The 23,462-nt window shown below is 70.7% G+C and carries 23 protein-coding genes; 6 read left to right on the plus strand and 17 right to left on the minus strand.

The genetic code is table 11. The features are described 5' to 3' along the window. Window positions 1-10: 10 nt before the first annotated feature. The 3 genes from AQJ46_RS18600 to AQJ46_RS18610 are packed head-to-tail and all read right to left on the minus strand — an operon-like array spanning window position 11 to window position 4,172. Window positions 11-1,651, minus strand: coding sequence for an acyl-CoA carboxylase subunit beta (locus AQJ46_RS18600; protein ID WP_404828453.1), 1,641 nt, complete (start codon window positions 1,649-1,651; stop codon window positions 11-13). Beyond that, window positions 1,606-3,273: an acyclic terpene utilization AtuA family protein gene (locus AQJ46_RS18605; protein ID WP_059206649.1), complete on the minus strand. Its 1,668-nt coding sequence runs from the start codon at window positions 3,271-3,273 to the stop codon at window positions 1,606-1,608. The genes AQJ46_RS18600 and AQJ46_RS18605 overlap by 46 nt, the downstream gene beginning before the upstream one ends. Next, the gene (locus AQJ46_RS18610) at window positions 3,270-4,172 is read right to left on the minus strand and encodes a TIGR03084 family metal-binding protein (RefSeq protein WP_079072336.1); all 903 of its coding nucleotides are present in this window, start codon (window positions 4,170-4,172) and stop codon (window positions 3,270-3,272) included. The genes AQJ46_RS18605 and AQJ46_RS18610 overlap by 4 nt, the downstream gene beginning before the upstream one ends. Window positions 4,173-4,311: 139 nt before the next feature. Here AQJ46_RS18610 and AQJ46_RS58460 point away from each other — a divergent pair, with 139 nt between their 5' ends. Then, window positions 4,312-4,446 carry a hypothetical protein gene (locus tag AQJ46_RS58460; RefSeq protein ID WP_263972873.1) on the plus strand — a complete coding sequence of 45 codons (135 nt, stop codon included), beginning with the start codon at window positions 4,312-4,314 and terminating at the stop codon, window positions 4,444-4,446. A gap of 104 nt (window positions 4,447-4,550) precedes the next feature. Here the strand turns inward: AQJ46_RS58460 and AQJ46_RS18615 are convergent, their stop codons facing one another. The 4 genes from AQJ46_RS18615 to AQJ46_RS18630 all read right to left on the minus strand — a co-directional run bounded on the left by AQJ46_RS18615 (window position 4,551) and on the right by AQJ46_RS18630 (window position 9,873). Continuing rightward, window positions 4,551-5,489: an EamA family transporter gene (locus AQJ46_RS18615; protein ID WP_059206650.1), complete on the minus strand. Its 939-nt coding sequence runs from the start codon at window positions 5,487-5,489 to the stop codon at window positions 4,551-4,553. Window positions 5,490-5,619: 130 nt separating this feature from the next. After that, complete coding sequence (locus tag AQJ46_RS18620) at window positions 5,620-6,081, minus strand: GNAT family N-acetyltransferase (protein WP_059206651.1); 462 nt, start codon at window positions 6,079-6,081, stop codon at window positions 5,620-5,622. Between the two features lie 22 nt (window positions 6,082-6,103). Further along, window positions 6,104-6,880 carry a metallophosphoesterase family protein gene (locus tag AQJ46_RS18625; protein WP_059206652.1) on the minus strand — a complete coding sequence of 259 codons (777 nt, stop codon included), beginning with the start codon at window positions 6,878-6,880 and terminating at the stop codon, window positions 6,104-6,106. A 95-nt stretch (window positions 6,881-6,975) separates the two neighbouring features. Then, window positions 6,976-9,873, minus strand: coding sequence for an FAD-binding and (Fe-S)-binding domain-containing protein (locus AQJ46_RS18630; RefSeq protein WP_059206653.1), 2,898 nt, complete (start codon window positions 9,871-9,873; stop codon window positions 6,976-6,978). A gap of 88 nt (window positions 9,874-9,961) precedes the next feature. Between AQJ46_RS18630 and serC the strand changes: the two genes are divergently transcribed. Further along, window positions 9,962-11,080 (plus strand): phosphoserine transaminase, encoded by a 1,119-nt coding sequence (serC, locus tag AQJ46_RS18635; protein ID WP_059206654.1) that lies wholly within the window; start codon window positions 9,962-9,964, stop codon window positions 11,078-11,080. 69 nt (window positions 11,081-11,149) lie between these two features. Here the strand turns inward: serC and AQJ46_RS18640 are convergent, their stop codons facing one another. Beyond that, window positions 11,150-11,971: an RpnC/YadD family protein gene (locus AQJ46_RS18640; protein ID WP_225887352.1), complete on the minus strand. Its 822-nt coding sequence runs from the start codon at window positions 11,969-11,971 to the stop codon at window positions 11,150-11,152. Between the two features lie 171 nt (window positions 11,972-12,142). Further along, window positions 12,143-13,078, minus strand: a complete 936-nt coding sequence (locus tag AQJ46_RS18645) for an NADP-dependent oxidoreductase (RefSeq protein ID WP_059206655.1) — start codon at window positions 13,076-13,078, stop codon at window positions 12,143-12,145. Between the two features lie 65 nt (window positions 13,079-13,143). On the opposite strand from AQJ46_RS18645, the gene AQJ46_RS18650 reads away from it, so the two are divergent. After that, window positions 13,144-13,599, plus strand: a complete 456-nt coding sequence (locus AQJ46_RS18650; RefSeq protein ID WP_059206656.1) for a winged helix-turn-helix transcriptional regulator — start codon at window positions 13,144-13,146, stop codon at window positions 13,597-13,599. On the opposite strand, the gene AQJ46_RS18655 is transcribed toward AQJ46_RS18650, so the two are convergent. Next, window positions 13,583-14,257, minus strand: a complete 675-nt coding sequence (locus AQJ46_RS18655) for a Type 1 glutamine amidotransferase-like domain-containing protein (protein ID WP_059206657.1) — start codon at window positions 14,255-14,257, stop codon at window positions 13,583-13,585. The genes AQJ46_RS18650 and AQJ46_RS18655 overlap by 17 nt on opposite strands. Window positions 14,258-14,355: 98 nt before the next feature. Between AQJ46_RS18655 and AQJ46_RS18660 the strand changes: the two genes are divergently transcribed. Beyond that, a complete protein-coding gene (locus tag AQJ46_RS18660; RefSeq protein WP_208616946.1) occupies window positions 14,356-14,778 on the plus strand; it encodes a hypothetical protein in 423 nt (140 codons plus the stop codon). Between the two features lie 67 nt (window positions 14,779-14,845). Here AQJ46_RS18660 and AQJ46_RS18665 read toward each other — a convergent pair whose 3' ends face one another. The 3 genes from AQJ46_RS18665 to AQJ46_RS18675 all read right to left on the minus strand — a co-directional run bounded on the left by AQJ46_RS18665 (window position 14,846) and on the right by AQJ46_RS18675 (window position 18,261). Next, window positions 14,846-16,360: a cellulase family glycosylhydrolase gene (locus AQJ46_RS18665; protein ID WP_059206659.1), complete on the minus strand. Its 1,515-nt coding sequence runs from the start codon at window positions 16,358-16,360 to the stop codon at window positions 14,846-14,848. A gap of 129 nt (window positions 16,361-16,489) precedes the next feature. Next, complete coding sequence (locus AQJ46_RS18670; RefSeq protein ID WP_059206660.1) at window positions 16,490-17,299, minus strand: ABC transporter permease; 810 nt, start codon at window positions 17,297-17,299, stop codon at window positions 16,490-16,492. Continuing rightward, window positions 17,296-18,261: an ATP-binding cassette domain-containing protein gene (locus tag AQJ46_RS18675; protein ID WP_059206661.1), complete on the minus strand. Its 966-nt coding sequence runs from the start codon at window positions 18,259-18,261 to the stop codon at window positions 17,296-17,298. The genes AQJ46_RS18670 and AQJ46_RS18675 overlap by 4 nt, the downstream gene beginning before the upstream one ends. A gap of 88 nt (window positions 18,262-18,349) precedes the next feature. Here AQJ46_RS18675 and AQJ46_RS18680 point away from each other — a divergent pair, with 88 nt between their 5' ends. Beyond that, window positions 18,350-19,123 (plus strand): TetR/AcrR family transcriptional regulator, encoded by a 774-nt coding sequence (locus tag AQJ46_RS18680; RefSeq protein WP_059206662.1) that lies wholly within the window; start codon window positions 18,350-18,352, stop codon window positions 19,121-19,123. On the opposite strand, the gene AQJ46_RS18685 is transcribed toward AQJ46_RS18680, so the two are convergent. Next, window positions 19,106-20,098 (minus strand): hypothetical protein, encoded by a 993-nt coding sequence (locus tag AQJ46_RS18685; RefSeq protein WP_059206663.1) that lies wholly within the window; start codon window positions 20,096-20,098, stop codon window positions 19,106-19,108. The two genes, AQJ46_RS18680 and AQJ46_RS18685, sit on opposite strands and share 18 nt — an antisense overlap. Before the next feature lie 114 nt (window positions 20,099-20,212). Here AQJ46_RS18685 and AQJ46_RS18690 point away from each other — a divergent pair, with 114 nt between their 5' ends. After that, window positions 20,213-20,890 (plus strand): GDSL-type esterase/lipase family protein, encoded by a 678-nt coding sequence (locus AQJ46_RS18690; RefSeq protein WP_059206664.1) that lies wholly within the window; start codon window positions 20,213-20,215, stop codon window positions 20,888-20,890. A 105-nt stretch (window positions 20,891-20,995) separates the two neighbouring features. Here AQJ46_RS18690 and AQJ46_RS18695 read toward each other — a convergent pair whose 3' ends face one another. Genes AQJ46_RS18695 through AQJ46_RS18705 form a run of 3 tightly spaced genes read right to left on the minus strand, consistent with a single transcriptional unit; the run spans window position 20,996 to window position 23,446 of the window. Beyond that, window positions 20,996-21,781 (minus strand): ABC transporter permease, encoded by a 786-nt coding sequence (locus tag AQJ46_RS18695; RefSeq protein ID WP_059206665.1) that lies wholly within the window; start codon window positions 21,779-21,781, stop codon window positions 20,996-20,998. Beyond that, on the minus strand, window positions 21,778-22,749 hold the full coding sequence (locus AQJ46_RS18700) for an ATP-binding cassette domain-containing protein (RefSeq protein ID WP_059206666.1): 972 nt from the start codon (window positions 22,747-22,749) through the stop codon (window positions 21,778-21,780). Before AQJ46_RS18700 ends, AQJ46_RS18695 begins: the two co-directional genes overlap by 4 nt. 28 nt (window positions 22,750-22,777) lie before the next feature. Then, window positions 22,778-23,446 (minus strand): DUF4097 family beta strand repeat-containing protein, encoded by a 669-nt coding sequence (locus tag AQJ46_RS18705; RefSeq protein ID WP_059206667.1) that lies wholly within the window; start codon window positions 23,444-23,446, stop codon window positions 22,778-22,780. Window positions 23,447-23,462 lie beyond the last annotated feature (16 nt).

Here is a 23,462-nt window from a genome sequence, read left to right on the forward strand (position 1 = left end):
GAAGGGTTCCTCACATCCGGAAGACGCCGAAGCCGCCGCGTGCGCCCTCGTAGGGCGCGGTGTGGATCGCGGACAGGCACATTCCCAGTACCGTCCGGCTGTCGCGGGGGTCGATGACGCCGTCGTCGTAGAGCCGCCCGGACAGGAACATGGGCAGCGACTCGGACTCGATCTGCTGCTCCACCATGGTGCGCAGGGCGGCGTCGCCCTCTTCGTCGTACGGCAGTCCCTTCGCGGCCGCCGACTGGCGGGCGACGATGGAGAGTACGCCGGCGAGCTGCTGGGGGCCCATCACGGCCGACTTGGCGCTGGGCCAGGCGAAGAGGAAACGGGGGTCGTAGGCGCGGCCGCACATGCCGTAGTGGCCGGCGCCGTAGGAGGCACCCAGGAGGACGGAAAGGTGCGGGACCTTCGAGTTGCTCACCGCGTTGATCATCATCGCGCCGTGCTTGATGATGCCGCCCTGTTCGTACTCCCTGCCGACCATGTAGCCGGTGGTGTTGTGCAGGAAGAGCAGCGGGATGTCGCGCTGGTTGGCCAGTTGGATGAACTGGGCCGCCTTCTGGGACTCCTCGGAGAACAGGACACCCTGGGCGTTCGCCAGGACGCCCACCGGATAGCCGTGCAGCTCGGCCCAGCCGGTCGCCAGGCTCGTCCCGTACAGGGGCTTGAACTCGTCGAAGTCGGACGCGTCGACGATCCGGGCGATCACCTCGCGCGGGTCGAAGGGGGTGCGGAGGTCGCCGGGGACGATGCCGAGGAGCTCGTCGGCGTCGTACTTGGGCGGCGCTGCGGGGCCCGGATCGCCGTACGCCTTGCGGTGGTTGAGGCGGGCCACGACCCGCCGGGCCTGCCTGAGCGCGTCCTGCTCGTCCGCGGCGAAGTAGTCCGCGAGGCCCGACACGCGTGCGTGCATCTCGGCGCCGCCGAGGGACTCGTCGTCGCTCTCCTCGCCGGTGGCCATCTTGACGAGGGGCGGGCCGCCGAGGAACACCTTGGCCCGCTCCTTGACCATGATCACGTGGTCGGACATGCCGGGGACGTAGGCGCCGCCGGCCGTGGAGTTGCCGAAGACGACGGCGACGGTGGGGATTCCGGCGGCCGACAGCCGGGTCAGGTCCCGGAAGATGGCACCCCCGGGGATGAAGATCTCCTTCTGGGAGGGGAGGTCCGCGCCGCCCGACTCCACGAGGCTGATGCAGGGCAGCCGGTTGGCTAGGGCGATGTCGTTGGCGCGCAGGGCCTTCTTCAGCGACCAGGGGTTGCTGGCGCCGCCGCGCACGGTCGGGTCGTTGGCGGTGATCAGGCACTCCACGCCCTCGACCACCCCAATGCCGGTGACGAGGGAGGCGCCGACCGTGTACTCGCTGCCCCAGGCGGCGAGCGGCGACAGCTCCAGGAAGGGCGTGTCCGGGTCGAGGAGCAGTTCGATGCGCTCGCGGGCGAGCAGCTTGCCACGGCCCCGGTGCCGCTCGACGTACTTCTCTCCGCCGCCCGCGAGAGCCTTCGCGTGCTCGGCGGTCAGCTGTTCCAGCTTGGCGAGCATGGCCTCGCGGTTGTCGCGGTAGTCCGAACCTGCCGTGTCCAGGCCGGAGTCGATGACGGTCACAGCAAACCCTCCGGGATGTCCAGGTGGCGGGAGCGCAGCCATTCGCCGAGGGCCTTGGCCTGCGGGTCGAAGCGGTGCTGGGCGGCGACACCCTCGCCGAGGATGCCCTCGACGACGAAGTTCAGGGCGCGGAGGTGGGGCAGGGTGTGCCGGGTGACGGTCAAGTCGGCTGTCTCCGGGAGGAGTTCGTGCAGCCGGTCGACGGTGAGGGTGTGGGCGAGCCACCGCCAGGCCTCATCCGTCCGGGCCCAGACCCCGATGTTGGCGTTGCCGCCCTTGTCACCGCTGCGGGCGCCGGCGATCAGACCGAGGGGGGCCCGGCGGGTGGGGCCTTCCGGCAGCGGTTCGGGCAGGGGTGGTGTCGGGGGGTCATCGAGTACGGCGGTCTCCTGGGCCGGTGCCACGGGGAGCCGCCGCCCATCATGGAGGACGGCCACATGGTCCACGGCCCCATGGGGGACGTACACATCCTCGAAGACCCCATAGGGCGAGCCCTTCCCTGGTGGCGCCAGCACATGGAACCCGGGGTAGCTCGCCAGGGCCAGTTCTACGGCGGCCCCGCTGAGCGCGCGTCCGACGATCTCCTGGTTCGCGTCCCGGACGACCAGTCGCAGCAGGGCGCTCGCGGCCTCCTCGGTGCCGGCGTCCGGGCGGTCCGTGCGGACCAGGTCCCAGCGCGCCTCGGCGGCTTTGGCGAGGGCCGGTTCCATCTGCTCCCGCACCAGCGCGGCCTTGGCCTCGATGTCCAGGCCGGTCAGGACGAAGGCGACCTCGTTGCGGAAGCCGCCGAGGCGGTTGAGGCCGACCTTGAGGGTGGAGGGTGGGGCCTCGCCGTGCACACCGGAGATCCGGACGCGGTCGGGGCCGTCCTGCGTGAGCCGGACCGTGTCCAGGCGGGCGGTGACGTCGGGGCCCGCGTACCGGGCGCCCTGCGTCTCGTACAGCAGCTGGGCGGTCACCGTGCCGACGTCCACGAATCCGCCGGTGCCGGGGTGCTTGGTGATGACGGCGGTGCCGTCCTCGTGGAGTTCGGCGAGGGGGAAGCCGGGGCGGCGGACGTCTCCCTCCTGGAAGAAGGAGTAGTTCCCACCCGTCGCCTGTGTCCCGCACTCCAGGACGTGCCCGGCGACGACGGCTCCCGCGAGCCGGTCGTAGTCCGTCGGTTCCCAGCCGAAGTGGGCGGCGGCGGGCCCGGTGACCAGGGCCGCGTCCGTCACCCGGCCGGTCACGACCACGTCCGCGCCCTCGCGCAGGCAGGCCGCGATGCCGAAGCCGCCGAGGTAGGCGTGGGCGGCGAGGCTGCCGGGGTACCGGGCGGTGACGTCGTCGCCCTCGACGTGCGCGACGCGCACCGGCAGGCCGAGTCGGTCGGCCAACTCCCTTGTCCGGTCGGCGAGTCCGGACGGGTTGAGCCCGCCCGCGTTGGCGACGATCCGCACGCCCCGCTCGTGTGCGAGGCCGAGGCACTCCTCGAGTTGGCGCAGGAAGGTGCGGGCGTATCCGGCCCCGGGGTCCTTCAGCCGGTCGCGGCCCAGGATGAGCATGGTCAGCTCGGCGAGGTAGTCCCCGGTGAGGACGTCGAGTTCACCGCCGGTGAGCATCTCGCGCATCGCGTCGAAGCGGTCGCCGTAGAAGCCGGAGGCGTTGCCGATACGGAGGGTCATCCGGCAACTCCCCCTGCCAGGGCGCCGGGAGGCATTCCCTTCGCCGGACCGCCGGAAGCCGTTCCCTCCCCCGAGTCGGCGGAGGCCGTTTCCGCTCCCGGGCCGGCGGAGGCCGTTCCCTTTGCCGGGCGTCCGGCGCCGGGCGGACCCGCGAAGGCCTGGGCGATGTCGAGCCACCGGTCGGCGTCCTCGCCCTCCGCGCGCAGGGCGAGGTCGGCGCGGTGGGCCCGCTGGGTGACCAGGAGACAGAGGTCGAGGGCGGGGCCGGTGACGCGGTCGGTGGCGTTCTCGGGGCCGAAGGTCCACAACTCACCGGAAGGTGCGGTGAGTTCGATGCGGAACTCCTCGAACGGCGGGGTCAGTCCGTGCACCCCGAAGGCGAAGTCGCGGGTGCGGACGCCGAGGCGGACGATGTGCCGGATCCGGTCGGTGGGGGTGCGGGTCACGCCCAGGGCGTCCGCCACGTCCAGGCCGTGGGCCCAGGTCTCCATGAGGCGCGCGGTGGCCATGGAGGCGGTCGACATGGGCGGGCCGTACCAGGGGAAACGGGCGCCCTCGGGTGCCGTACGGAGGGCCTCCGCCAGGTCCTCGCGACCCGCCCGCCAGTAGGCGAGCAGCCGCGACGGAGGCTTGCGGGCGCCCTCCTCCGCACCCTCGTCCACGAAGTCCCCGGGGGCGGCGAGCGCCTTCTCGACCTCGCGGGAGAAGGCCGCCTGGTCGGTGACGGCGAGCAGGGAGGAGTGGTCGGTCCAGGCGAGGTGGGCGATCTGGTGGGCGACGGTCCAGCCGGGGGCGGGGGTCGGCAGCGACCACTGCTCCTGGCTCAGTCCGGCTACCAGCAGGTCGAGCTCCTCGCTCTCCGCACACAGGTCGTCGATGACGGGCGTGGGGTCTGCCATGGGGCGAGAATGTCAGCGAGTCCGGAAACAAGCAAGCGTGCTTGCATTAATTTTGGGAGAGTGATGCGGGCGGGGCTCGATAGGCGGGGGGCTCGACATTCGGGGGCGCCCGGTCCCTCCCCCGCAGTACGGTCCCCCGGTGATGGATGACGACGGTCGCTTCGGAGAGTCCGTCGCGGCGACGTACGACGAGTCGTCGGCGGTAGGTCCAGAACACTGGGGCCTCCCGGTCCTGCACGACACGGTCCGCGCTGACGTCACCTGGGCCGACTGAGCCGAGCGAACAGGCACTCGCCGAGGCGGCCCGCGTGGCCGACGCCCACGGTCCATCGTGGGACTCCCCGACGGACTACGACACTCCGGTCGACCCCGACCCGGTCAGTCGACCGACGGGAGCGTTGCCTTGCCGCGTCCCACCTGCGTCCGGACCGCTCCCATGCTCGCCGCGATCACGAGCGCGACGGCGAGCGCCTGAAGCGCGGACAGGGCCTGGTCGAGGATCAGGAAGCCCGCGAGGGCGGCCAGAGCCGGTTCGAGGCTCATGAGGATCGCGAAGGCGGAGGCGGGCAGGGTGCGCAGGGCGAGGAGTTCGAGGGTGTAGGGCAGGACGGAGGACATCAGGGCCACCGCCGCGCCCAGGCCCACGGTCACCGGGTCGAGGAGCCTGGTGCCGGACTCCGCGATGCCGAGCGGCAGGAACGCCAGCGCCCCGACCGCCATCGCCAGGGCGAGACCGTCGGCCTGCGGGAAACGGCGGCCGGTCCGCGCGCTGAAGACGATGTACGCCGCCCACATGGCGCCCGCGCCCAGCGCGAAGGCGACGCCCGCCGGGTCCAGGTCGCCGAAGTCGCCGCCACCCAGGAGGAAGACACCGGCGAGCGCGAGTCCGGCCCAGACGGTGTTGACCGCGCGGCGGGAGGCGAGCACCGAGAGGGCGAGGGGCCCGAGGAACTCCAGGGTCACGGCGGCGCCCAGGGAGATGCGGTCGACGGCCTGGTAGAAGAGGCCGTTCATCGCGGCCAGGGTGAGGCCGAAGACGACGACCGTGCCCCAGTCGGTGCGGGAGTGCCCGCGCAGCCGGGGGCGGCAGACGACGAGGAGGACGACCGCGGCCGCCAGCAACCGCAGCGTGACGACCCCGAGGGCGCCCGCCCTCGGCATCAGGGTCACGGCCAGCGCCGCACCGAACTGCACGGAGACGCCCCCGGCGAGCACCAGGCCGACGGGACCGAGGGAACTGGAGCGGCGGGGGCCGTGGGCGGGCGTGGTGGCCACCGGGGTCGGCGACGACGTCGGGGCGCTGCTGGAGGTGGTCACGGGGCTTCCAGGGATCGACTCGGGGCTCGTCCATCATGATGCACTGCTCAGTCCACGGTAGTGGACCTGGTCATGTGCGTAAACCCGTTATACGACTGTCCCCGGTGGCTCAGTGGCAACCCCCGAACGGCTACCGACGCGGCCCCCGCACCATGAAAACGTCCACCGCGTCCTCGCTCTCCACAACGAAGCCGTGCCGCTCGTACAGGCGTCGGGCCGCGCTGCCCTGGAGGACGTTCAGGCGGACGGGTTCGCCGTCGGCGTCGGTCCGCGCGAGCAGGCTGCGCAGGACGGCCGAGCCGAGGCCGAGGCCCTGGAGGTCCGGGGCGATGAAGAAGTGCTCCAGCCAGTGGCCGTCCTCGGCCGGCCGCAGTGCGGCACAGCCGGCGAAACGCCCCTCGGCCATGATGATCGACATGTGCCGCTCGACGAAGGTGTCCCGGAACCGCTGCCGTACCCGGTGCTCGTCGAACCGGCCCAGCCGCTCCAGGTCGGGGCGCATCACCACGGCCCGCAGTTCCACGATGACCTCGACATCGGCCGGTGTCGCGGCACGCAGGGTCCAGTCAGTGAGACGGGTGTTCGTTTCCACCGCGGCAGTATCCCAACGGGGCCTACGAGCCCGCCCTCCCGTCCCGCGCCCCGAACGCCTCCAGCGCCTCCGTGTCCGTCGCCCGCGCGTTGAGGAAGTAGTCCGCCCACTCCGCGATCCCCGGCCAGTCGCACTCCGCGACGAGTCGTTCGACGGCCGCCGGGAGGTCGTACGGCGTCACCCGCAGGTCGGTGCCGGGGCCGAGCAGGCACCAGTGGGCGCCGGAGCGGCCGTACGGCATGCCGACGCTGCCGGGGTTCACGATCAGGCGGCCGTGAGCGAGGCGGACGTACGGCATGTGGGTGTGGCCGCAGACGATCGTGCGGACGGTGTCGGGGACGTCCGCGAGGACCTCCGTCCAGCGGGCCGGGCGGGAGTCGACCAGGACGATCTCCTCGTCGTCACGGGGAGTGGCGTGACAGAAGAGGACCTCGCCGAGCCCGCGGACGGGGAGGGTCAGGCTGCGGGCAGCGGCGATGGTGGCCAGGAACTCCACGTCGGCGTCGGCCAGTTGGGCTGCGGCGTAGGGGCCGATCGGGTCGGGGATCTCCTGCCGTTCTCCCCTGCGGTACTCGACGAGCTCCCGGTCCGCGTTGCCCGCGATCCACAGCACGCGCTCCCCCTGTGCCCTCAACAGGGCCAGGACTTCGGCCGGTTGGGGTCCCGCGGTGATGTCCCCGGTCAGCACGATCCGCTCGGCGGCGGCCACCTCCGGCTCGGCCAGGACCGCCTCCAGCGCGGGGAGCACGCCGTGGATGTCGGAGAGGACGGCGACGCGGTGCAGAGTGGTGTCGGTCATGGGGCCACTCTGCACTGCGCCCGCGTGTGTTCAGCCCTGGCCGACCGGCGCGAAGTGCACATGACTGATCAGTGGGCGACGGGCGCCGGAGCCCTTCACGGGCCGCCCACCGCATCGGCACCTTCACCGCTCCCAAGCGCCTCCGCGAGCACCTCCGCGAGATGCCGCCCCCGCACCCCGGCCAGCTGCTCCAGCTGCGTACGGCAGGAGAATCCGTCGGCCAGCACCACCGCGTCCTCGGGTGCCTGCCGTACCGACGGCAGCAGTTGGTCCTCCGCGCAGGCCCGCGACACCTCGAAGTGTCCTTTCTCGAAGCCGAAGTTGCCGGCCAATCCGCAGCAGCCGCCGGCCAGGTCGCCGGTGAGTCCGGCGGCGTCGCGCAGCCGGCGGTCGGCCAAGTCGCCCAGGACGGCGTGCTGATGGCAGTGGGTCTGGCCGACGACCTGCCGGTTCAGGGCCGGTGGCCGCCAGCCGGGGGCGAGTTGCTCCAGCGCCTCCGCGAAGGTGAGGACCCGGGAGGCGAGCCGGGCGGCCCGCGGATCGTCGTGCAGCAGTTCCGGCAGGTCCGTGCGGAGGGCTGCCGCGCAGCTCGGTTCCAGGACGACGACCGGGGCCGAGGTCTCCAGCACCGGAGCCATCAGGTCCAGGGTGCGGCGCAACACCGTACGGGCGTGGTCGAGTTGCCCCGTCGACACGTACGTCAGGCCGCAGCAGACCCGGCCCCGGCCGCGCAGGAGGGACACCGGGTCGAGGGCGACCGTCCTGCCGTCGCCCACCGGCGCCTTCTCCAGGTGCACGGTGGGAGGGAGCACCACCCGCAGTCCCGCCGCCTCCAGCACGCGTACGGCGGCCTGTCCCACGGACGGTGAGAGATGCTCGGTGAAGGTGTCCGGCCACAGGATGACCGGTTCACCACCGGCGCCCCGGGCCTTTCGCCTGTCCCACCACCGGCTGAACGTCTCCGTCGCCACCTTCGGGATCCGCCGCTCGGGCGCGATCCCGCCGAGCCGTTTGGCAACGGCCGCCAACGGCCGTACGGAAGCAAGGGCGTTGACCACCACTGCCGCGCGCATACGGTCCACCCCGCGCAGCCACCTCGGCAGCCGGCCCATGCTGTGGTGGGCGGCGGGGCGCCGTCGACCGGCGTAGTGGTGGTGCAGGAACTCCGCCTTGTACGTGGCCATGTCGACCCCGACCGGGCAGTCGGTGCGGCAGCCCTTGCAGGACAGGCACAGGTCCAGCGCCTCACGCACCTCCTCGGACCGCCAGCCGTCGGTGACCAACCCGCCCGCCTCACCGGCCAGCATCTCGTGCAGCAGCCGCGCACGCCCGCGCGTGGAGTGCGCCTCCTCGCCGGTGGCCCGGAAGGACGGGCACATGACGGCGGCCCCGGTCGCCGAGGTCGTACGGCATTTCGCGACGCCGACGCAGCGCCGTACGGCGGCGGAGAAGTCACCGCCGTCGGCCGGGTACCCGAAGGCGACCTCGACCGGCTCGCGGGGCAGCACGGAGAAGCGGAGGTTGGTGTCGAGGGGGGCCGGGCGGACCAGCATTCCCGGGTTGAACAGGTCGTCCGGGTCCCAGATGCCCTTCGCCCGCTCGAACAGGGCGACCATCTCCTCGCCGTACATCCTCGGCAGCAGTTCGGCCCGCGCCTGCCCGTCCCCGTGCTCTCCGGACAGCGACCCGCCGTGCGCCGCCACCAGATCGGCGAGTTCCTCGGAGAAGCGCCGGAAGCGGGCGATGCCGGGTCCGGTGAGCAGGTCGAAGTCGATGCGGACGTGGATGCAGCCGTCGCCGAAGTGTCCGTACGGGGTGCCTTTCAGGCCGTGGGAGACGAGCAGTCCGCGGAAGTCCCGCAGATAGGCGCCGAGCCGCTGCGGCGGCACCGCGCAGTCCTCCCAGCCGGGCCAGGCCTCGGAACCGTCCGGCATCCGGGTCGCCGTACCGCTGGCGTCCTCGCGGATGCGCCACAGGGCCCGCTGCCCCGCCGGGTCGGTCACCACGAGCGCGTCGAGGACGTCGGCCGCGCGCACGACGTCCTCCGCACGCGCGCGTGCCTCGCCCTCGGAGGAGCCGCCCGTCTCCACGAACAGCCAGGCGCCGCCCCGTGGCAGCGCGGCCGTCGAGGGCACCAGGTCGGCCGCCATGCCCTCCACCGTCAGGGGGCGGTGCACCAGCAGCCCCGCCGCCGCCTCGGCGGCCGCGCCTTCGTCCGCGTACCCGAGCACCGCGAGCGCACGCGCGCGTGGCGCCTCCACCAGCCGGACGACGGCCTCGGTGAGGACGCCCAGAGTGCCCTCGCTGCCGCAGAAGGACCGGGCGACGTCGGCCCGGTGTTCCGGCAGGAGGGCGTCCAGGGCGTACCCGGAGATCCGGCGGGGCAGCTCGGGGAAACCGGTCCGCAGCCGTGCCAGTTCCCCGTCGACCAGCTCCCGCAGCCCCGTCGGCGCCCCGGCCCACTCCTGTCCGAGCCGAAGCCGCTGTCCGCGCGCGGTGACGACGTCCAGCTCCGCCACGCTGTCCGCGGTCGTCCCCCACGCCACCGAGTGCGAGCCGCACGAGTTGTTGCCGATCATTCCGCCGAGCGTGCACCGGCTGTGGGTGGAGGGGTCGGGCCCGAACCGCAGCCCGTGCGGCGCGGCGGCGTCCTGGAGCCGGTCGAGCACGAGCCCGGGCTGGACGACGGCGGTACGCGCCTCGGCGTCGAGCGCCAGGACCCGGTTCATGTGCCGGGTGAAGTCCAGCACGACCCCGGTACCGGTGGCCTGTCCGGCGATGGAGGTACCGCCGCCGCGGGGGACGACGGGTACGCCATGGGTGCGGCAGACCTCCAGCACGGCGGCCACGTCGTCGGCGTCCCGGGGAGCGACGACCCCGAGAGGGACCCGCCGGTAGTTGGACGCGTCCATGGTGACCAGGGCCCGGGAGGTGACGTCGAAACCGACCTCACCCCGGACGGCCTTCCGCAGATCGGCCTCAAGATCCGTCATGACTCCAGCAAACCAGTCCGGTCAACACCGGCGTCTCACCCGACGGACTACGTTTCGACCAGGTTTCCCCAGCGGCTACGCTCCCCTCGTGGCTGAGATCCAGATTCCCGCTGACATCAAGCCCGCCGACGGTCGTTTCGGCGCGGGCCCCTCCAAGGTGCGGACGGAAGCGCTGGACGCGCTGGCCGCAACCGGTACCTCCCTCCTCGGCACCTCCCACCGCCAGGCCCCGGTCAAGAACCTGGTCGGCAAGGTGCGCGAGGGCATCAGTGAGCTGTTCTCCCTCCCCGAGGGCTACGAGGTCGTCCTCGGCAACGGCGGCTCCACCGCGTTCTGGGACGTCGCGACGCACGGCCTGATCGAGAACAAGTCGCAGCACCTGACCTTCGGCGAGTTCAGCTCGAAGTTCGCCAAGGCCGCCAAGCTGGCCCCCTGGCTGGCCGAGCCGACGGTGATCTCCAGCGACCCGGGCACCCACCCGGAGCCGCAGGCCGAGGCGGGCGTGGACGTGTACGCGTTCACGCACAACGAGACCTCCACCGGTGTCGCCGCCCCGGTCAAGCGGGTGGCCGGCGCCGACGAGGGCGCCCTGGTCCTCGTGGACGCCACCTCCGGCGCCGGCGGCCTCCCGGTCGACGTGTCCGAGACGGACGTCTACTACTTCGCCCCGCAGAAGTCCTTCGCCTCCGACGGCGGCCTGTGGATCGGCGTGTTCTCCCCGGCGGCCATCGAGCGCGCCGAGCGGATCCACGCGTCCGGCCGCCACGTCCCGGAGTTCTTCTCGCTGCCGACGGCGATCGACAACTCCCGCAAGAACCAGACGTACAACACCCCGGCCCTCGCCACCCTCTTCCTGCTGAACCAGCAGCTGGAGTGGATCAACGGCCAGGGCGGTCTGGCGTGGTCGACGGCCCGTACGAAGGACTCCTCGACGCGTCTGTACAGCTGGGCGGAGGAGTCCAAGCACGCGACCCCGTTCGTCACCGACCCGGCCAAGCGCTCCCAGGTCATCGGCACGATCGACTTCTCGGACGAGGTCGACGCCGCCGCGATCGCCAAGGTCCTGCGCGCCAACGGCATCGTGGACACCGAGCCCTACCGCAAGCTCGGCCGCAACCAGCTGCGCGTGGCGATGTTCCCGGCGATCGACCCGGCGGACGTCGAGGCCCTGACGAAGTGCGTGGACTACGTCATCGAGAAGCTGTAACACCCGCTTCCGCTACGACGACGAGGGCGCCCCGCGCATTGCCGCGGGGCGCCCTTCACGTGCGTCCGGCTACTCGTCGGCGACCAGTTCCTCAGCGGTCTTCACGGTCAGGGAACGGTCGAACCAGGTACCCAGCAGCTCCAGGTCTGTGCAGGACATGACCTGCTCCCGGACGGAGTCGGGGACTTCGACGCCCCGTACTTCAAGGACCCGAAGAATGTCCTCGGCCTTGCCCTCGGCCTTGCCCTCGGTCTTGACCTCGCGCCACGCCTCCTCCATGACGCTGCCGCCGCCGGGAAAGTTCGGGGTGTACACGGCCATGAGTTCCCTCCAGTGTTCGCGGCCGGGACCTTCGTCCAGACCGATCTCGACGTACTCCGCCCAGTCCGCGTAGGGCCCCAGCACCGGTGCCACCGCGTCCAGTATCGCAAGGATGCCCGGGTCCTTGGCGTTGATGAGAATGGAGAATGTGGTGAGCGCCAGGTCTTTCGCCGCCTCCTCCGGATCGGTGATCGGACGCACGCCGATCGGCCCCAGAACCAAGGGGAACACCTCCATGCTCGTGTGGAAACTGCGCCCGATTCGGATGGGGTCTCTCGCCCACTCCGCCGTCTTCTTGTCCCGGCACACCACCAGCAGAATCGGCGGCAACCGGTACTTGGCATACATATGCGCCAAGTAGTAGGCCCAGCTGTTGTGCTTGTCCGGGTCCGGATGGCTCTGCGACTCGACAGCGAGCAGAAACCCGCCTTCGTCGTCGACCGTACGAACCCGGAAGAAGCTGTCCACCCGACGCTCCAACGGCCTGATCTCGGTGAGATCGGTGTCGAGCGGCTCGATCGAGCTGTACTCGGGGAACCTGACGCCCGCCTCCGGCACGAGACGGGCCAAGAGATCCGGCTCCTGTCGGAAGATCCGATGGACGGCGTCATGTTGGGAACTGACCATGCGACGGAACGTAATCGAGCGAACACACGCCCTACGTCCAGATGCCCACCTGATCAACCGTACGGGTGAACATGCCGCTGAGGACGCCCAGTTGGAGTGTCCGGCCCCGCCACCTCACGGCACCAGCACCAGCTTGCCCGTGGTGCGCCGTTCCTCGATCGCGTGGTGGGCCGCGGCGGCCTCGGACAGTGGGTAGGTGCGCTCCACGGCGACCTCGAGGCGGCCCGCCTCGATGCGGTCCGTGATCGGCTCCAGTGCCTGCCCGGACGGCTCGGCCGTGACCCAGACGTAGCGCAACCCCCGGCCGGTGGCCTCCTGTTCGTCCGTACCGGGATCGATGGAAGCCCCGATGAGCAGCCCGCCCGGCTTGAGCACGTCGAGGGAGCGCGGCCCGTACGCGCCGCCCACCAGGTCCAGGACGACGTCCACCGGCGATACGGCCGTACGGAAGTCGCCGGCCGTGTAGTCGATCAGCTCGGCGGCGCCGAGTTCGCGCAGCCACCCGTGTTTGGCCGGACGCGCGGTTCCGATGACGTGGGCACCGATCTCCTTGGCCAGCTGGACCGCGACATGACCGACGCCGCCCGCTGTCGCGTGGATCAGTACCCGGTCACCGGGCCGGACCCGGGCCAACACGGCCAGCGCCTGCCAGGCGGTGATCGCGACCAGGGGAACCGCCGCGGCCTGCGCGAAGTCGAGATTCTTCGGCTTCGGAGCCAGCGCTGCGGCCGGCGCGGCGGTGTACTCCGCGTACGCGCCCCGCGGGGAGACCGGCAGCATGCCGTACACCTCGTCGCCCGGCACGAACCGCGTCACCCCCGCACCGACCCGCTCGACGGTCCCGGCCACGTCGTTGCCCGGTGTCCAGGGCAGGGTGACCAGGTCGGGGACCCGGCCGGACCTGAGCACCGCGTCCCCCGGATTGACCCCGGCACCACCGACCCGCACCAGCACCTCCCCGGGGCCGGGCTCCGGCAGGTCGGTCTCGGTGTAGCCCAGCACCTCGGGGCCGCCGAAGACGGTCTGGACGATGGCATGCATACGCTTCATGCGACGATCCTCCGGCCGTCAATCCCCCGGCGGAAGAAGGCACTTCTCTGATATCGAGGTTCTTCATGGATACCGGCTTCGACCTGAGAGAACACGGCGGCGTGGACGTCTTCCTGCGCGACTGCCCCACCCGCGCGGTGCTGGAGCTGATCGCCAGCAAGTGGACCATGCTGGTGCTGGTGGCCCTTGAGGACGGTCGTCCCATGCGGTTCGCCGAACTCCGGCGCCGTCTGGACGGGGTGACCCCGAAGGTCCTGACCTCGACCCTGCGCGCCTTGGAACGCGAGGGCCTGCTGACCCGCAGCGTGTACCCGACCGTCCCACCGCGCGTCGAGTACCGACTGACCGGCCTCGGGCGAGAGGTGGGCGGGCTCCTTCAATCCATCACCGACTGGTCCCAGGCGAACATCACCGCCATCCGGAGCGCGCGCCAGGACTTCGACGAACGCGCCGCCCGCCTGGCCGAGGACGCGGTCGATCCCGTACGTCCGACGGAGGAGGGCTTCACGAGGCCGGGTTGAACAACTTCCAGTGCCCCTCGGAGACCACCTCGACGGTTCCGTCCGCCACCTTGATGGCGGTCTGCTCGTCGATGGCGTACGCCGGACACCCGATGCCGGCCGCCCATCGCTCTGCATCGGCCATGCTGTTCTCCGGACAGGCCGGATGATCCAGATGCGGGAAGATCGAGAAATCGACCAGGCCCAGCGTGCTGTCGCCTCCGGTGGCCGGCTTCCAGCCCACGAAGTCCTGCCCGATGCGGGGTGTCATCACCATGCTCCCGGCGCTGAGCCCCACGTAGACCAGGTCGGGCAGCGACGGCAGGAGTTCAGCGAGCCCGGATTCCCGCATCCAGTGGGCCAGGTACAGCGCGTCACCGCCGTTGACCAGCAGGGCGTCGGCCTCCCGGACCCAGGAGACCCAGCTCGCCTTCTCGATGCTGGGCAGCGCGGTGAGCTCCAGCACGCCCACCGACTTCCACCCCAGCCCGGTCATGGGGAGGGGGGATCGTCCGCTGATGAATCGCCATGGGCCGCCAGGATCAGCGTCGGGGGCCCCGTACCCCGCGGTGGGGATGCACAGAGCGCTGGACTCGGCGATCGGCTTGCCCAGGAGGTCGACCAGCGCGTCCTGGATGCGCGCGTTCTTGACACCGGAGTCGGTGAGGAGAAGCTTCATCATGTCCTTCCGAGGGATGGTGCGTGGAAACCAGGTCAGGAGCCATCCTCAACGAGTCCCCCTTGCAGGGGAAGTCCAGGCGATGAAGGGTGGGGTGTGTGGACCGGGGTGAGGACGAGATCCTGGCTGACGAGCTTGCTGCTCTGGGGGCCGTGGGTGGGGGCAGCGGTCGTTTGACCCGGCTTGTGGCCAAGCTGATGAAGAAGAACGTCCATGAGATCGACCTCGACATGCCGTTGCCTTTCGAGGGTGCCGTCGAGCGGGTCGTCGAGGTGCTGGGTCGAGCCGGACGAGCGGTGGGGCCCACGCGAGTCGAGCCTGACACGAACCAGGAGACGATCCGTGTCGTCACCGGCGGTGGTGCGGGCGGCCTGAACCCTGTCGTGGTCACCGCGGTGGTGACAAGAGGTGGGACGGGCAACTCGAAGGTCAGGCTTCGTGCAGCTGCCAAGGAAGGCTTGGTCAAACAGCGAGCGGGAGAGAAAACCGCCGCCCTTCTCGCGGCTTCGCTGGGTGAGTAGAGAAGCTCCGGCATTTCCCCCGTTGACGGGGCGCCCGGCACCCGCCGAGCGCCCCGTCACCCGGCCCTCACGCGGCCGTACAGCTCACCGCCGGCACACCCCCGCCCCCGGGTGCTCCCCCGAAGCCGAAACTCGCCGAACTCCCCACCGGCACCGCCCCGTTGTGGGAAGCGTTCGTCGCGGTCACGGTCGAGCCGGTCTGGGTGTACGACGCGTTCCACAGGGAGGTGACCTTCTGCGAGCCCGGCCAGGTCCACGTCACCTTCCAGGAGGAGAGGGCCGTGGACCCCGCATTGGTCACCTTCACCTCGGCGTTGAAGCCGCTCCCCCAGTCGCTGCTGACGGAGTAGGAGGCGGTGCAGGCCGCCGTGCCACCACCGGGGTCGCCGGGGTCCCCCGGATCGCCGCTCGGCGGGAAACCCGGCGCCTTCACACTCGCCAGATACCCGTCCTTCACGGTGTCCACGGTCTGCCAGTCGTCCTTCAGGATCCCGCCCGTGTCACCGGAGTTGGGGTTCCACGACCAGAAGGTCCAGTGGAAGGAGTCGGCGCCGTACGTCGATGTCGGCCGCAGATACGAGACCAGTGCCGCCAGCCACTTCTGGTCCACGGTCGACTGAAGGGTGGTGCCGAACTCGCCCACCCACACCGGGGCGATGTTCTGCTTGAAGACGTATCCCCAGTACTTGTCCCAGATCCCGGGCATGTTGGCGGGGAAGGACGGGTCGCTGAACCAGCTCTGCTGGGCCACGCTCGTCGCGTAGTCATGGGCGGAGTACACGACCCGGTTCGCGACGTTCAGCTGCACCGGGTACTGCGCGACCCCCATCAGGTTGCCGCCCCACCAGCCGGAGACGCCGTTGAAGGTCTGCACGCCTTCGACGAAGATCAGCAGGTCGGGATTGACCCCCAGCACCGCGTTGCCGGCCCGCTGAGCCGCCAGCCGCCAGTCCGTGGCGGTGTCCCCGCAGCCCCAACAGGCGGGATCGTGCGGTTCGTTGTGCAGGTCGATGCCCACGACCGTGTCCTGGCCCTGGTAGCGCGTCGCGAGCGCCTTGAGGTTGGCGATCCACGTCGACTCCGGGACCGCGGAGGTGTACCAGAGCGCCGACTGGCCGCCGGAGTCCGGGCGGTGCCGGTCGAGGATGACCTTGAGGCCGTCCTGACCGGCGTACGAGACGATCTTGTCCAGGACGCCGAGGGAGTTCAGCCCCTGGAGGTCGGCGTTCTTGCCGCTGGAGAAGTCGATGCTGTTGGGGACCGTCCCCGATTTGAAGATGTCGTCGCTGTACGGGATGCGGAGGGTGTTGTAGCCCAGCGACTTCATCTGGTCGATCATGGACTTGTAGTCGCGGGACCAGAGGCCGTGGACGACGTAGTTGCCGGTCTCGAAGCCGAACCAGTTGATCCCGGCGATCCGGACCGGCTGCCCGGACTCGTCCAGGATCTGGCGGCCGCTGGTGTGCCAGTACCCGGCGCCGGCCGTCTCGGCGGCGTGGGCCGGCTGCAGACCAGCGGTCCCCAGCGGTAACAGGAGCGCCGCCGCCACCGCACACAGCGCTCTTCGCAAGCTGCGGAACATGTTCGCTGCTTCCTCTCGGGAGGCGCGGGCCCGGAACTCAGTGGGAGCGCTCCCACAGCCCTGCACCTCCCATGGAAGTCAGGTCACATGAACACGTCAAGACAGGGGACGTCACTTGTGCGCGGGACGTCACCGACTCAGCTTCTGGAACCTCCGTACCGCCAGCGGCAGGAAGATCGCCGTGAGCACCACGGGCCACACCCCGGCCATCAGCAGGGCGTGCTGCTCGACCCAGGAGTCCCCGCCGCCCACCGGCGTGCCGAACAGGTCGCGACTGGCGGCAGCGGTCGAGGAAATCGGGTTCCACGCGGCCACCGCGCCCAGCCAGTCGGGCATCAGCTGAGGTGCGACGAAGATGCTGGAGATCATCGTGAGCGGGAAGGCGACCGCGAACAGGCCGCCCGCCGCCTCCGGGTTGGGCACCATCAGGCCCAGCCACACCCCGATCCAGATCAGTGCGAACCTGAGCCACAGCAGCAGTCCGAAGGCGGCGAGGAAGCCGAGCCCGCCGTCGGGGCGCCAGCCCATGGCCACCGCGGTGAGCATCATGATCGCCAACTCGGCGCAGGCGACGAGCAGATCGGTCACCCCGCGCCCCGCGACCACCGCGGACGAGGCCATCGGCATCGAGCGGAACCGGTCGATCACGCCCTTCGTGGCGTCGTACACCACGAGGGTGGCCGTGTTGATGAAGCCGAAGGCCATCGTCATCACGAACATGCCGGGCATCAGGAAGTCCTTGTAGTCCCCGCCGCCGGGCACCTGCATGGCGCTGCCGAAGACATAGCCGTAGAGCAGGACGGAGAGGATCGGGAAGCCCAGCTGCCAGGCGATATTGATGGGTTGGCGCCGGTAGTGGGTGAGGCCCCGGCGGACGATGTTCCACACGTCGGCGAGGGCCCAGTAGGTACGGCCGTGGGTGGCCTCCATGGTGCTCATGCAGCCGTCTCCTTCTCCGTCCGGTGTCCGGTCAGGCGCAGGAACACGTCGTCGAGGCTCGGCCTGCGCAGTCCGATGTCCTCGACCCGCACGCCCTCGTCCTGGAGGGTGCGGGCGACTTCGGTGAGCGCGGAGACGCGGTCGACCACGGGGGCGTGCACCCGCAACTCCCCTTCCTCCGTCTCGGGTTCGCCGTCGGAGACCCGGGCGACGACCTTCACCGCGCGCGGGATCTCCGACCGCTCGGCGACCACGACCTCGATACGGTCGCCGCCGACCCGGTCCTTGAGCCCGTCCGGGGTGTCGTCGGCGATGGACCGGCCCTGGTCGATGACGGTGATGCGGGAGGCGAGCTTGTCGGCCTCCTCCAGGTACTGCGTGGTCAGCAGGACGGTGGTGCCGCTCGCGACCAACGCCCGTACGGAATCCCAGACTTCGCCGCGGCTACGGGGGTCCAGGCCCGTCGTCGGCTCGTCGAGGAAGAGCACGGCGGGTGCGAGGATCATGGAGGCGGCGAGGTCGAGCCGGCGCCGCATACCGCCGCTGTACTTGCCTACGCCCTTGTCGGCGGCGTCGGTAAGGTCGAACTGCTCCAGGAGTTCGGCGGCCCGCCGCTTGGCCCGCTTCCCGCCGAGGTGGAACAGCCGCCCGAACATCTCCAGGTTCTGCCGGCCGGTGAGGACCTCGTCCACGGCGGCGTACTGCCCCGTGAGCCCGATCCTCGACCGCACCTCGCGCCCCTGCCGGGCCACGTCCAGGCCGGCCACGGTGGCCCGGCCGCCGTCCAGCCGGATCAGCGTGGACAGGATGCGGACCGCCGTGGTCTTCCCCGCGCCGTTCGGCCCGAGCAGGCCGTGCACGGTGCCCTCGCGGACGGCGAGGTCGAAGCCGTCGAGGGCGCGTTTCTCGCCGTAGCGCTTCTCCAGTCCCTCGGCGTGGACGGCGTATCCGTGATCGGTCATGGGTTCCCCCTTCACTCCTTGACTGAGTACAGCGTACTCGATTGCGCGTACGCTGTACTCAGTTTTTCCCCGGAACTAAGCTTCCCCCATGACGAGCAGCGGGGACACCAGTGGCAGCGGGGACATCGTCCGCACGCTCGAGCTGCTGTGGGACGGGGCTCCACGGCCCAGCCGGGGGCCCAAGCCGGGGCTGACGCTGGACCGGATCGTGGAAGCGGCCGTCCGGATCGCGGACGAGGAGGGGTTCGACGCGGTCTCGATGCGCCGGATCGCCACCGAGCTCGGCACCGGCGCGATGTCCCTGTACCGGTACGTCCCCGGCAAGGCCGAGCTGCTCGACCTGATGCTCGACCGCGTCCAGCGCCCCTCCGAGAACCCGGCCGACCTCGGCGACGGCACCTGGCGCTCCGCCCTGGAGGCCATGGCCCGTGCCACGCTCGCTCTCTACACCCGCCACCCGTGGCTGCTCGGTGTCAACCAGGCCCGCCCGCTGCTCGGCCCGAGCGCGCTGGACGGCATGGAGAAGGTCCTCGGCCGGATCCGGCCGATGGGCCTGACCGATCCCGAGCTGGTGTCGGCGGTCATCATGGTCGACGGGTACGTCGTCGGGGCCGCGCGCACGCAGGTCTACCAGCGGGAGGCGGAGCGCACCTCGGGCATGACGACCGCGGACTTCTTCGCGGCCCAGGCCCCGTTCATCGAGAAGGTCATGGCCACCGGCCGCTACCCGGTCCTCGGCTCCCTCGCCGAGGACACGTGGAGCCCGGAGTTCGACCACTTCGAGTTCGGACTCCAGCGGATCCTGGACGGGCTCGAGGTGTTCGTGGCCGGCCGGCGCGAGGGCTCACGAGCGCCGGAATAGCCGCCGGAGTCCGAAGAGGGCGGCGACGGCCCCCAGGGCGAGGGCGCCGATCTTTATGGTGTCGTCGGAGTTCCCGCCGCCATCGCTTCCGGAGGCCGAGGAACTCCCGCCCTCAGAGGGAGACTTGGAGCCGCCGTCCCCGGGTGCGTCCTGCGCCTCCACCTCGCTGTCCGCGCCCTCCATGCCGAGCAGGATCTTGGTCCCGTCGGGCGAGTAGGAGACGGACTCCCCCTGCCCGAGCGGCACGCTGATCCGCCCGCGGCGCTTGATGTCGCCGCCGTTCCAGTCGTACCAGATACCGCCGAGGTACCCGCGTACGACGAGCTGTTTGCCGTCGGGCGAGAACGCGGCGTCGGTCGCCCACAGGTCGACCGGCTTGACGGGCTTGAAGACGTTCGTCCCCGAGGGGGAGAGGGTGGCGGGTCCCTCGTAGAGATGCCCGCCGTCCTCGTGCTTGTCGATGATGTAGACGCGCCCGGTCTTGGGCTGGACGACCATCGACTCGGCGTCGCGCGAGCCGTCGGTGTACTTCACGACGTACTGAGTGGCCTTGACGGACTGGTCCTTGAGGACTTTGGGCTCAGGCAGCTTGTAGATCCACACATAGGGCCAGGTGACCCCGTCGTTGTCGCCGATGTCGCCGACCCAGAGTTCGTTGTCGGGCCCCATCGCGATCGCCTCGACGTCCCTCGGGGTACCGACGCCGGTCATGGTGATCCTGGCGACGGTCTTGCCGGTGGCGCTGTCGACGGCGTACAGATATGCGCCGGTGTCCTGGTCGTTGTGGGTCCAGTAGATGCCGGGGTGCTGCCGCGAGGCGGCGAGCCCGCTGGACTCGGTGATCCGGGGGTCGGAGATCGTGAAGCCCTTGTCCCCCTTCCCGTCCCCGTCGGCGGCGGAGACGGGCACGGTGGCGGGCAGGGTGAAGGCGCCCACGAGCAGGGTCCCGGCGAGGAGGGCGAAGGGTCGACGCATGCCCCAAGACTGCCATCCCGACAGGTGTGTGAAGGGTCGTGGCCGGGAGGTCACAGGGGAAGGCGTGGCCGGACTCACATGCCGCCGCACCCGCCGATGATCCATCATGAGCGGATGCTCAGATTCATGCCGGTCGGCGATTCGATGACGATCGGAAGCGCGGGCGAGCACACCTGGCGTTACCGGATGTGGCAGCACCTGCGTGACACCTGCGGCGGCCCCTTCGCCCTCGTGGGCCCGCGCGAGACGCTGTACAACAAGGCGGCGGACGCGCCTACGTCGTACGAGTACGCCGATCCCGACTTCCCCCGGGCCCACCTGGCCGGGTGGGGCGAGGGCTGGCTGCACATGGCCCCGCTGATCGGCGACGCGGTACGGGCGCACCGCGCGAACGTGCTGCTGGTGTCGCTGGGCCTGATCGACCTGGGCTTCTACACGAACGCGGAACAGACGGCGGAGAACGTCCGCGCCTTCGTCGCCGAGGCACGCCTGGCCGATCCCCGGATCCGGATGGCCGTCCTCCCGGTGATCCCCAACGTCCGGGCGGAGTCGGACACGCCCTTCGCGACGGAGGTCGCCCGCTTCAACGAGCTCCTCGCCAAGGCGATCGCGGACCTGGACGAGCCCCGTTCCCCCCTGCTGCCGGTCTCGCCCCCGGCGTCGTACGACATCAACCACGACACCTACGACGGCACCCACCCGAACGCGAGCGGCGAGCACAAGATCGCGGCGGCCTTCGCGGCGGCGATGCACCAGGCGTGGGGTCTGGGCGGGCCCTACGAGGCCCACTGATCCGGCACTTCGCACACGAACGGGGCGGCGCACTCCGACGAGGTGTCGGTGTACGCCGCCCTGGGGTCGGACGGGTGCGGGAGCCGGCCCGCGCTGTCATGGCGGTTACTTCGGATCGGCGTTGAACTTCGCGGTCGACCAGCGGTAGCCGAGCACCGCGAGGCCGAGGCACCAGGCGACGGCGATCCAGCCGTTGTTGCCGATCTCGGTGCCCAGGAGCAGTCCGCGCAGGGTCTCGATGGCTGGGGTGAAGGGCTGGTACTCGGCGATCGGCTGGAACCAGCCCGGCATCGCGTCGACCGGCACGAACGTGCTGGAGATGAGCGGCAGGAAGATCAGCGGCATGGCGTTGTTACTGGCGGCCTCGGCGTTGGGGCTGATCAGGCCCATGCCGACGGCGATCCAGGTGAGCGCCGTGGCGAAGAGCACGAGCAGTCCGAAGGCCGCGAGCCACTCCAGGACGGTGGCGTCGGTGGAGCGGAAGCCGATGGCCACGCCGACCGCGCCGACCAGGACCACGCTGACGATCGACTGCAGCACACTGCCGACGACGTGTCCGACGAGCACCGAACCGCGGTGGATCGCCATGGTCCGGAACCGGGCGATGATGCCCTCGGTCATGTCGTTGGAGACGGAGACCGCGGTGCCGATCGTGGTGGAGCCGATGGTCATCAGCAGCAGGCCCGGGACGAGATACGCGATGTAGTCGGAGCGGTCGCCGCCGCCGATGCCCGCGCTCATGGTGTCGCCGAAGATGTAGACGAAGAGCAGCAACAGCATGATCGGCGTGAGCAGCAGGTTCAGGGTGAGCGAGGGATAGCGACGGGCGTGCAGGAGGTTGCGGCGCAGCATCGTGGACGAGTCGCGTACGGCGAGGGAGAGGTTGCTCATCGGACGGTCTCCTTGGGCTGGTCGGGCTGGTCGGTGACGTCGGCGCCGCCGGTCAGGGCGAAGAAGACGTCGTCGAGGTCGGGGGTGTGCACGGTCAGCTCGTCGGCCTCGATGCCGGCCGCGTCGAGCCGGTCGAGGATCGCGCGCAGCTCGGACTGGCTGCCGCCGCTGGGGAGTTGCAGGGCCAGCGACTCGTCGTCCCGGGTGACCTCGCGCAGTGCGGAGGCGGCGGACCGGTAGGCGTCCGGGTCGGTGAAGCGGAGCCGGACGTGACCGCCGGGGATCAGCCGCTTCAGTTCGTCGGCGGTGCCCTCGGCGGCGATCTTGCCGTCATTCAGCACCGCGATGCGGTCGGCGAGTTCGTCGGCCTCCTCCAGGTACTGGGTGGTGAGGAAGACGGTGACGCCATCGGCGACCAGCTCCCTGATGATCTGCCACATGGTGTGCCGGGAGCGGGGGTCGAGGCCGGTGGTCGGTTCGTCGAGGAAGATGATCCGCGGGTCGCCGACCAGGGTCATGGCGATGTCGAGGCGGCGCTTCATGCCGCCGGAGTAGGTGGAGGCGGGCTTCTTCGCGGCCTCGGCGAGGTCGAAGCGCTCCAGCAGTTCGGCGGCGACCCGCCGTCCCTCGCTCTTGGGCAGGTGATGCAGGTCCGCCATCAGGAGCATGTTCTCCTCGCCGGTGATCAGCCCGTCCACGGCGGAGAACTGGCCGGTGACCCCGATCGCGGCCCGCACTCCCTGCGGGTCGGCGGCCAGGTCGTGGCCGCCGATGCGGATGTCACCGGTGCCCGGGTCGGCGGATATGAGCGTGGAGAGGATCTTGACGGCGGTGGTCTTGCCGGCGCCGTTCGGGCCGAGGAGGGAGAAGATCGTGCCGGCGGGCACCTGGATGTCGATGCCGTCGAGGACGGTCTTGTCCCCGTAGGCCTTGCGCAGGCCGTTCGCCGCGATGGCCAGGTCGGTCATGGTGGGTGCTCCTTGTGAGGGCTGCGGGTCAGAGGCTGCGGGCGGTGATGTCGCCGTGCGCGGTGGTGGCGCGGATGACCAGGCCGGCATGGGCTCCTTCGGTGTTCTTGAGGGTGTTGTGGACGCGGCCGTAGGAGGTGCCGGCGTCCAGGGAGGCGGAGGCGGCGGTGCCGACGGTGATGTCGCCCGTCTGCGTGCTCAGCACGACCGAGCCGGTGACGGCCTCGGCGATGGTGATGTCGCCCTTCTGGGTGCTGATCTCGGCGGTTCCGGTGAGGCGGCCGACGGTGATGTCGCTGTCGGCGGCGGTGAGTCGGATGCTCGCGGCCTCGTCGATCTTGACCGGGCCGTGGGCGCCCTGGAAGACGACGTCCCCGAGGCGTCCGACGGCGCGGAACTCGGCGGCGGCGGTCTTGGCCTCGACGTGGGAGCCGGCCGGGAGCTGGACGGTGATCTCGACGGAGCCGGAGGACCCGAAGTACTGGTTCTTCGCGGCCGGGGCGGCGATCCGCAGGACACCGTCGTCACCGCGGGTGACCTCGAACTGCTCGGCGGCACGGGTGTCGCGGCTCTTGGCGGGATCGGCGGGCCGGACCTCGACGGTGCTGTCGGTGCGGTTGGCGGCGATCACCTGAACGCGGCCGGCGGGGAGGTCGATGACGGTGGTGACGGGGGCGGTGGTGTCGAACTTCTGCATCAGGTGCTCCTGCGTT

This window comes from Streptomyces canus (assembly GCF_001514145.1).
GTDB lineage: Bacteria > Actinomycetota > Actinomycetes > Streptomycetales > Streptomycetaceae > Streptomyces > Streptomyces canus.

Bases quoted from the DNA above. Each gene is read 5' to 3' on its own strand.
- AQJ46_RS18705 (WP_059206667.1), bottom strand. From the start codon at position 23,446: ATGCAGAAGTTCGACACCACCGCCCCCGTCACCACCGTCATCGACCTC.
- AQJ46_RS18650 (WP_059206656.1), top strand. From the start codon at position 13,144: ATGGATACCGGCTTCGACCTGAGAGAACACGGCGGCGTGGACGTCTTC.
- AQJ46_RS18655 (WP_059206657.1), bottom strand. From the start codon at position 14,257: ATGAAGCTTCTCCTCACCGACTCCGGTGTCAAGAACGCGCGCATCCAG.
- AQJ46_RS18680 (WP_059206662.1), top strand. From the start codon at position 18,350: ATGACGAGCAGCGGGGACACCAGTGGCAGCGGGGACATCGTCCGCACG.
- AQJ46_RS18630 (WP_059206653.1), bottom strand. From the start codon at position 9,873: ATGACGGATCTTGAGGCCGATCTGCGGAAGGCCGTCCGGGGTGAGGTC.
- AQJ46_RS18645 (WP_059206655.1), bottom strand. From the start codon at position 13,078: ATGAAGCGTATGCATGCCATCGTCCAGACCGTCTTCGGCGGCCCCGAG.
- AQJ46_RS18700 (WP_059206666.1), bottom strand. From the start codon at position 22,749: ATGACCGACCTGGCCATCGCGGCGAACGGCCTGCGCAAGGCCTACGGG.
- AQJ46_RS18610 (WP_079072336.1), bottom strand. From the start codon at position 4,172: ATGGCAGACCCCACGCCCGTCATCGACGACCTGTGTGCGGAGAGCGAG.
- AQJ46_RS18665 (WP_059206659.1), bottom strand. From the start codon at position 16,360: ATGTTCCGCAGCTTGCGAAGAGCGCTGTGTGCGGTGGCGGCGGCGCTC.
- AQJ46_RS18695 (WP_059206665.1), bottom strand. From the start codon at position 21,781: ATGAGCAACCTCTCCCTCGCCGTACGCGACTCGTCCACGATGCTGCGC.
- AQJ46_RS18685 (WP_059206663.1), bottom strand. From the start codon at position 20,098: ATGCGTCGACCCTTCGCCCTCCTCGCCGGGACCCTGCTCGTGGGCGCC.
- AQJ46_RS18605 (WP_059206649.1), bottom strand. From the start codon at position 3,273: ATGACCCTCCGTATCGGCAACGCCTCCGGCTTCTACGGCGACCGCTTC.
- AQJ46_RS18690 (WP_059206664.1), top strand. From the start codon at position 20,213: ATGCTCAGATTCATGCCGGTCGGCGATTCGATGACGATCGGAAGCGCG.
- AQJ46_RS18675 (WP_059206661.1), bottom strand. From the start codon at position 18,261: ATGACCGATCACGGATACGCCGTCCACGCCGAGGGACTGGAGAAGCGC.
- AQJ46_RS18600 (WP_404828453.1), bottom strand. From the start codon at position 1,651: ATGGCTGCGCTCCCGCCACCTGGACATCCCGGAGGGTTTGCTGTGACC.
- AQJ46_RS18625 (WP_059206652.1), bottom strand. From the start codon at position 6,880: ATGACCGACACCACTCTGCACCGCGTCGCCGTCCTCTCCGACATCCAC.
- AQJ46_RS18670 (WP_059206660.1), bottom strand. From the start codon at position 17,299: ATGAGCACCATGGAGGCCACCCACGGCCGTACCTACTGGGCCCTCGCC.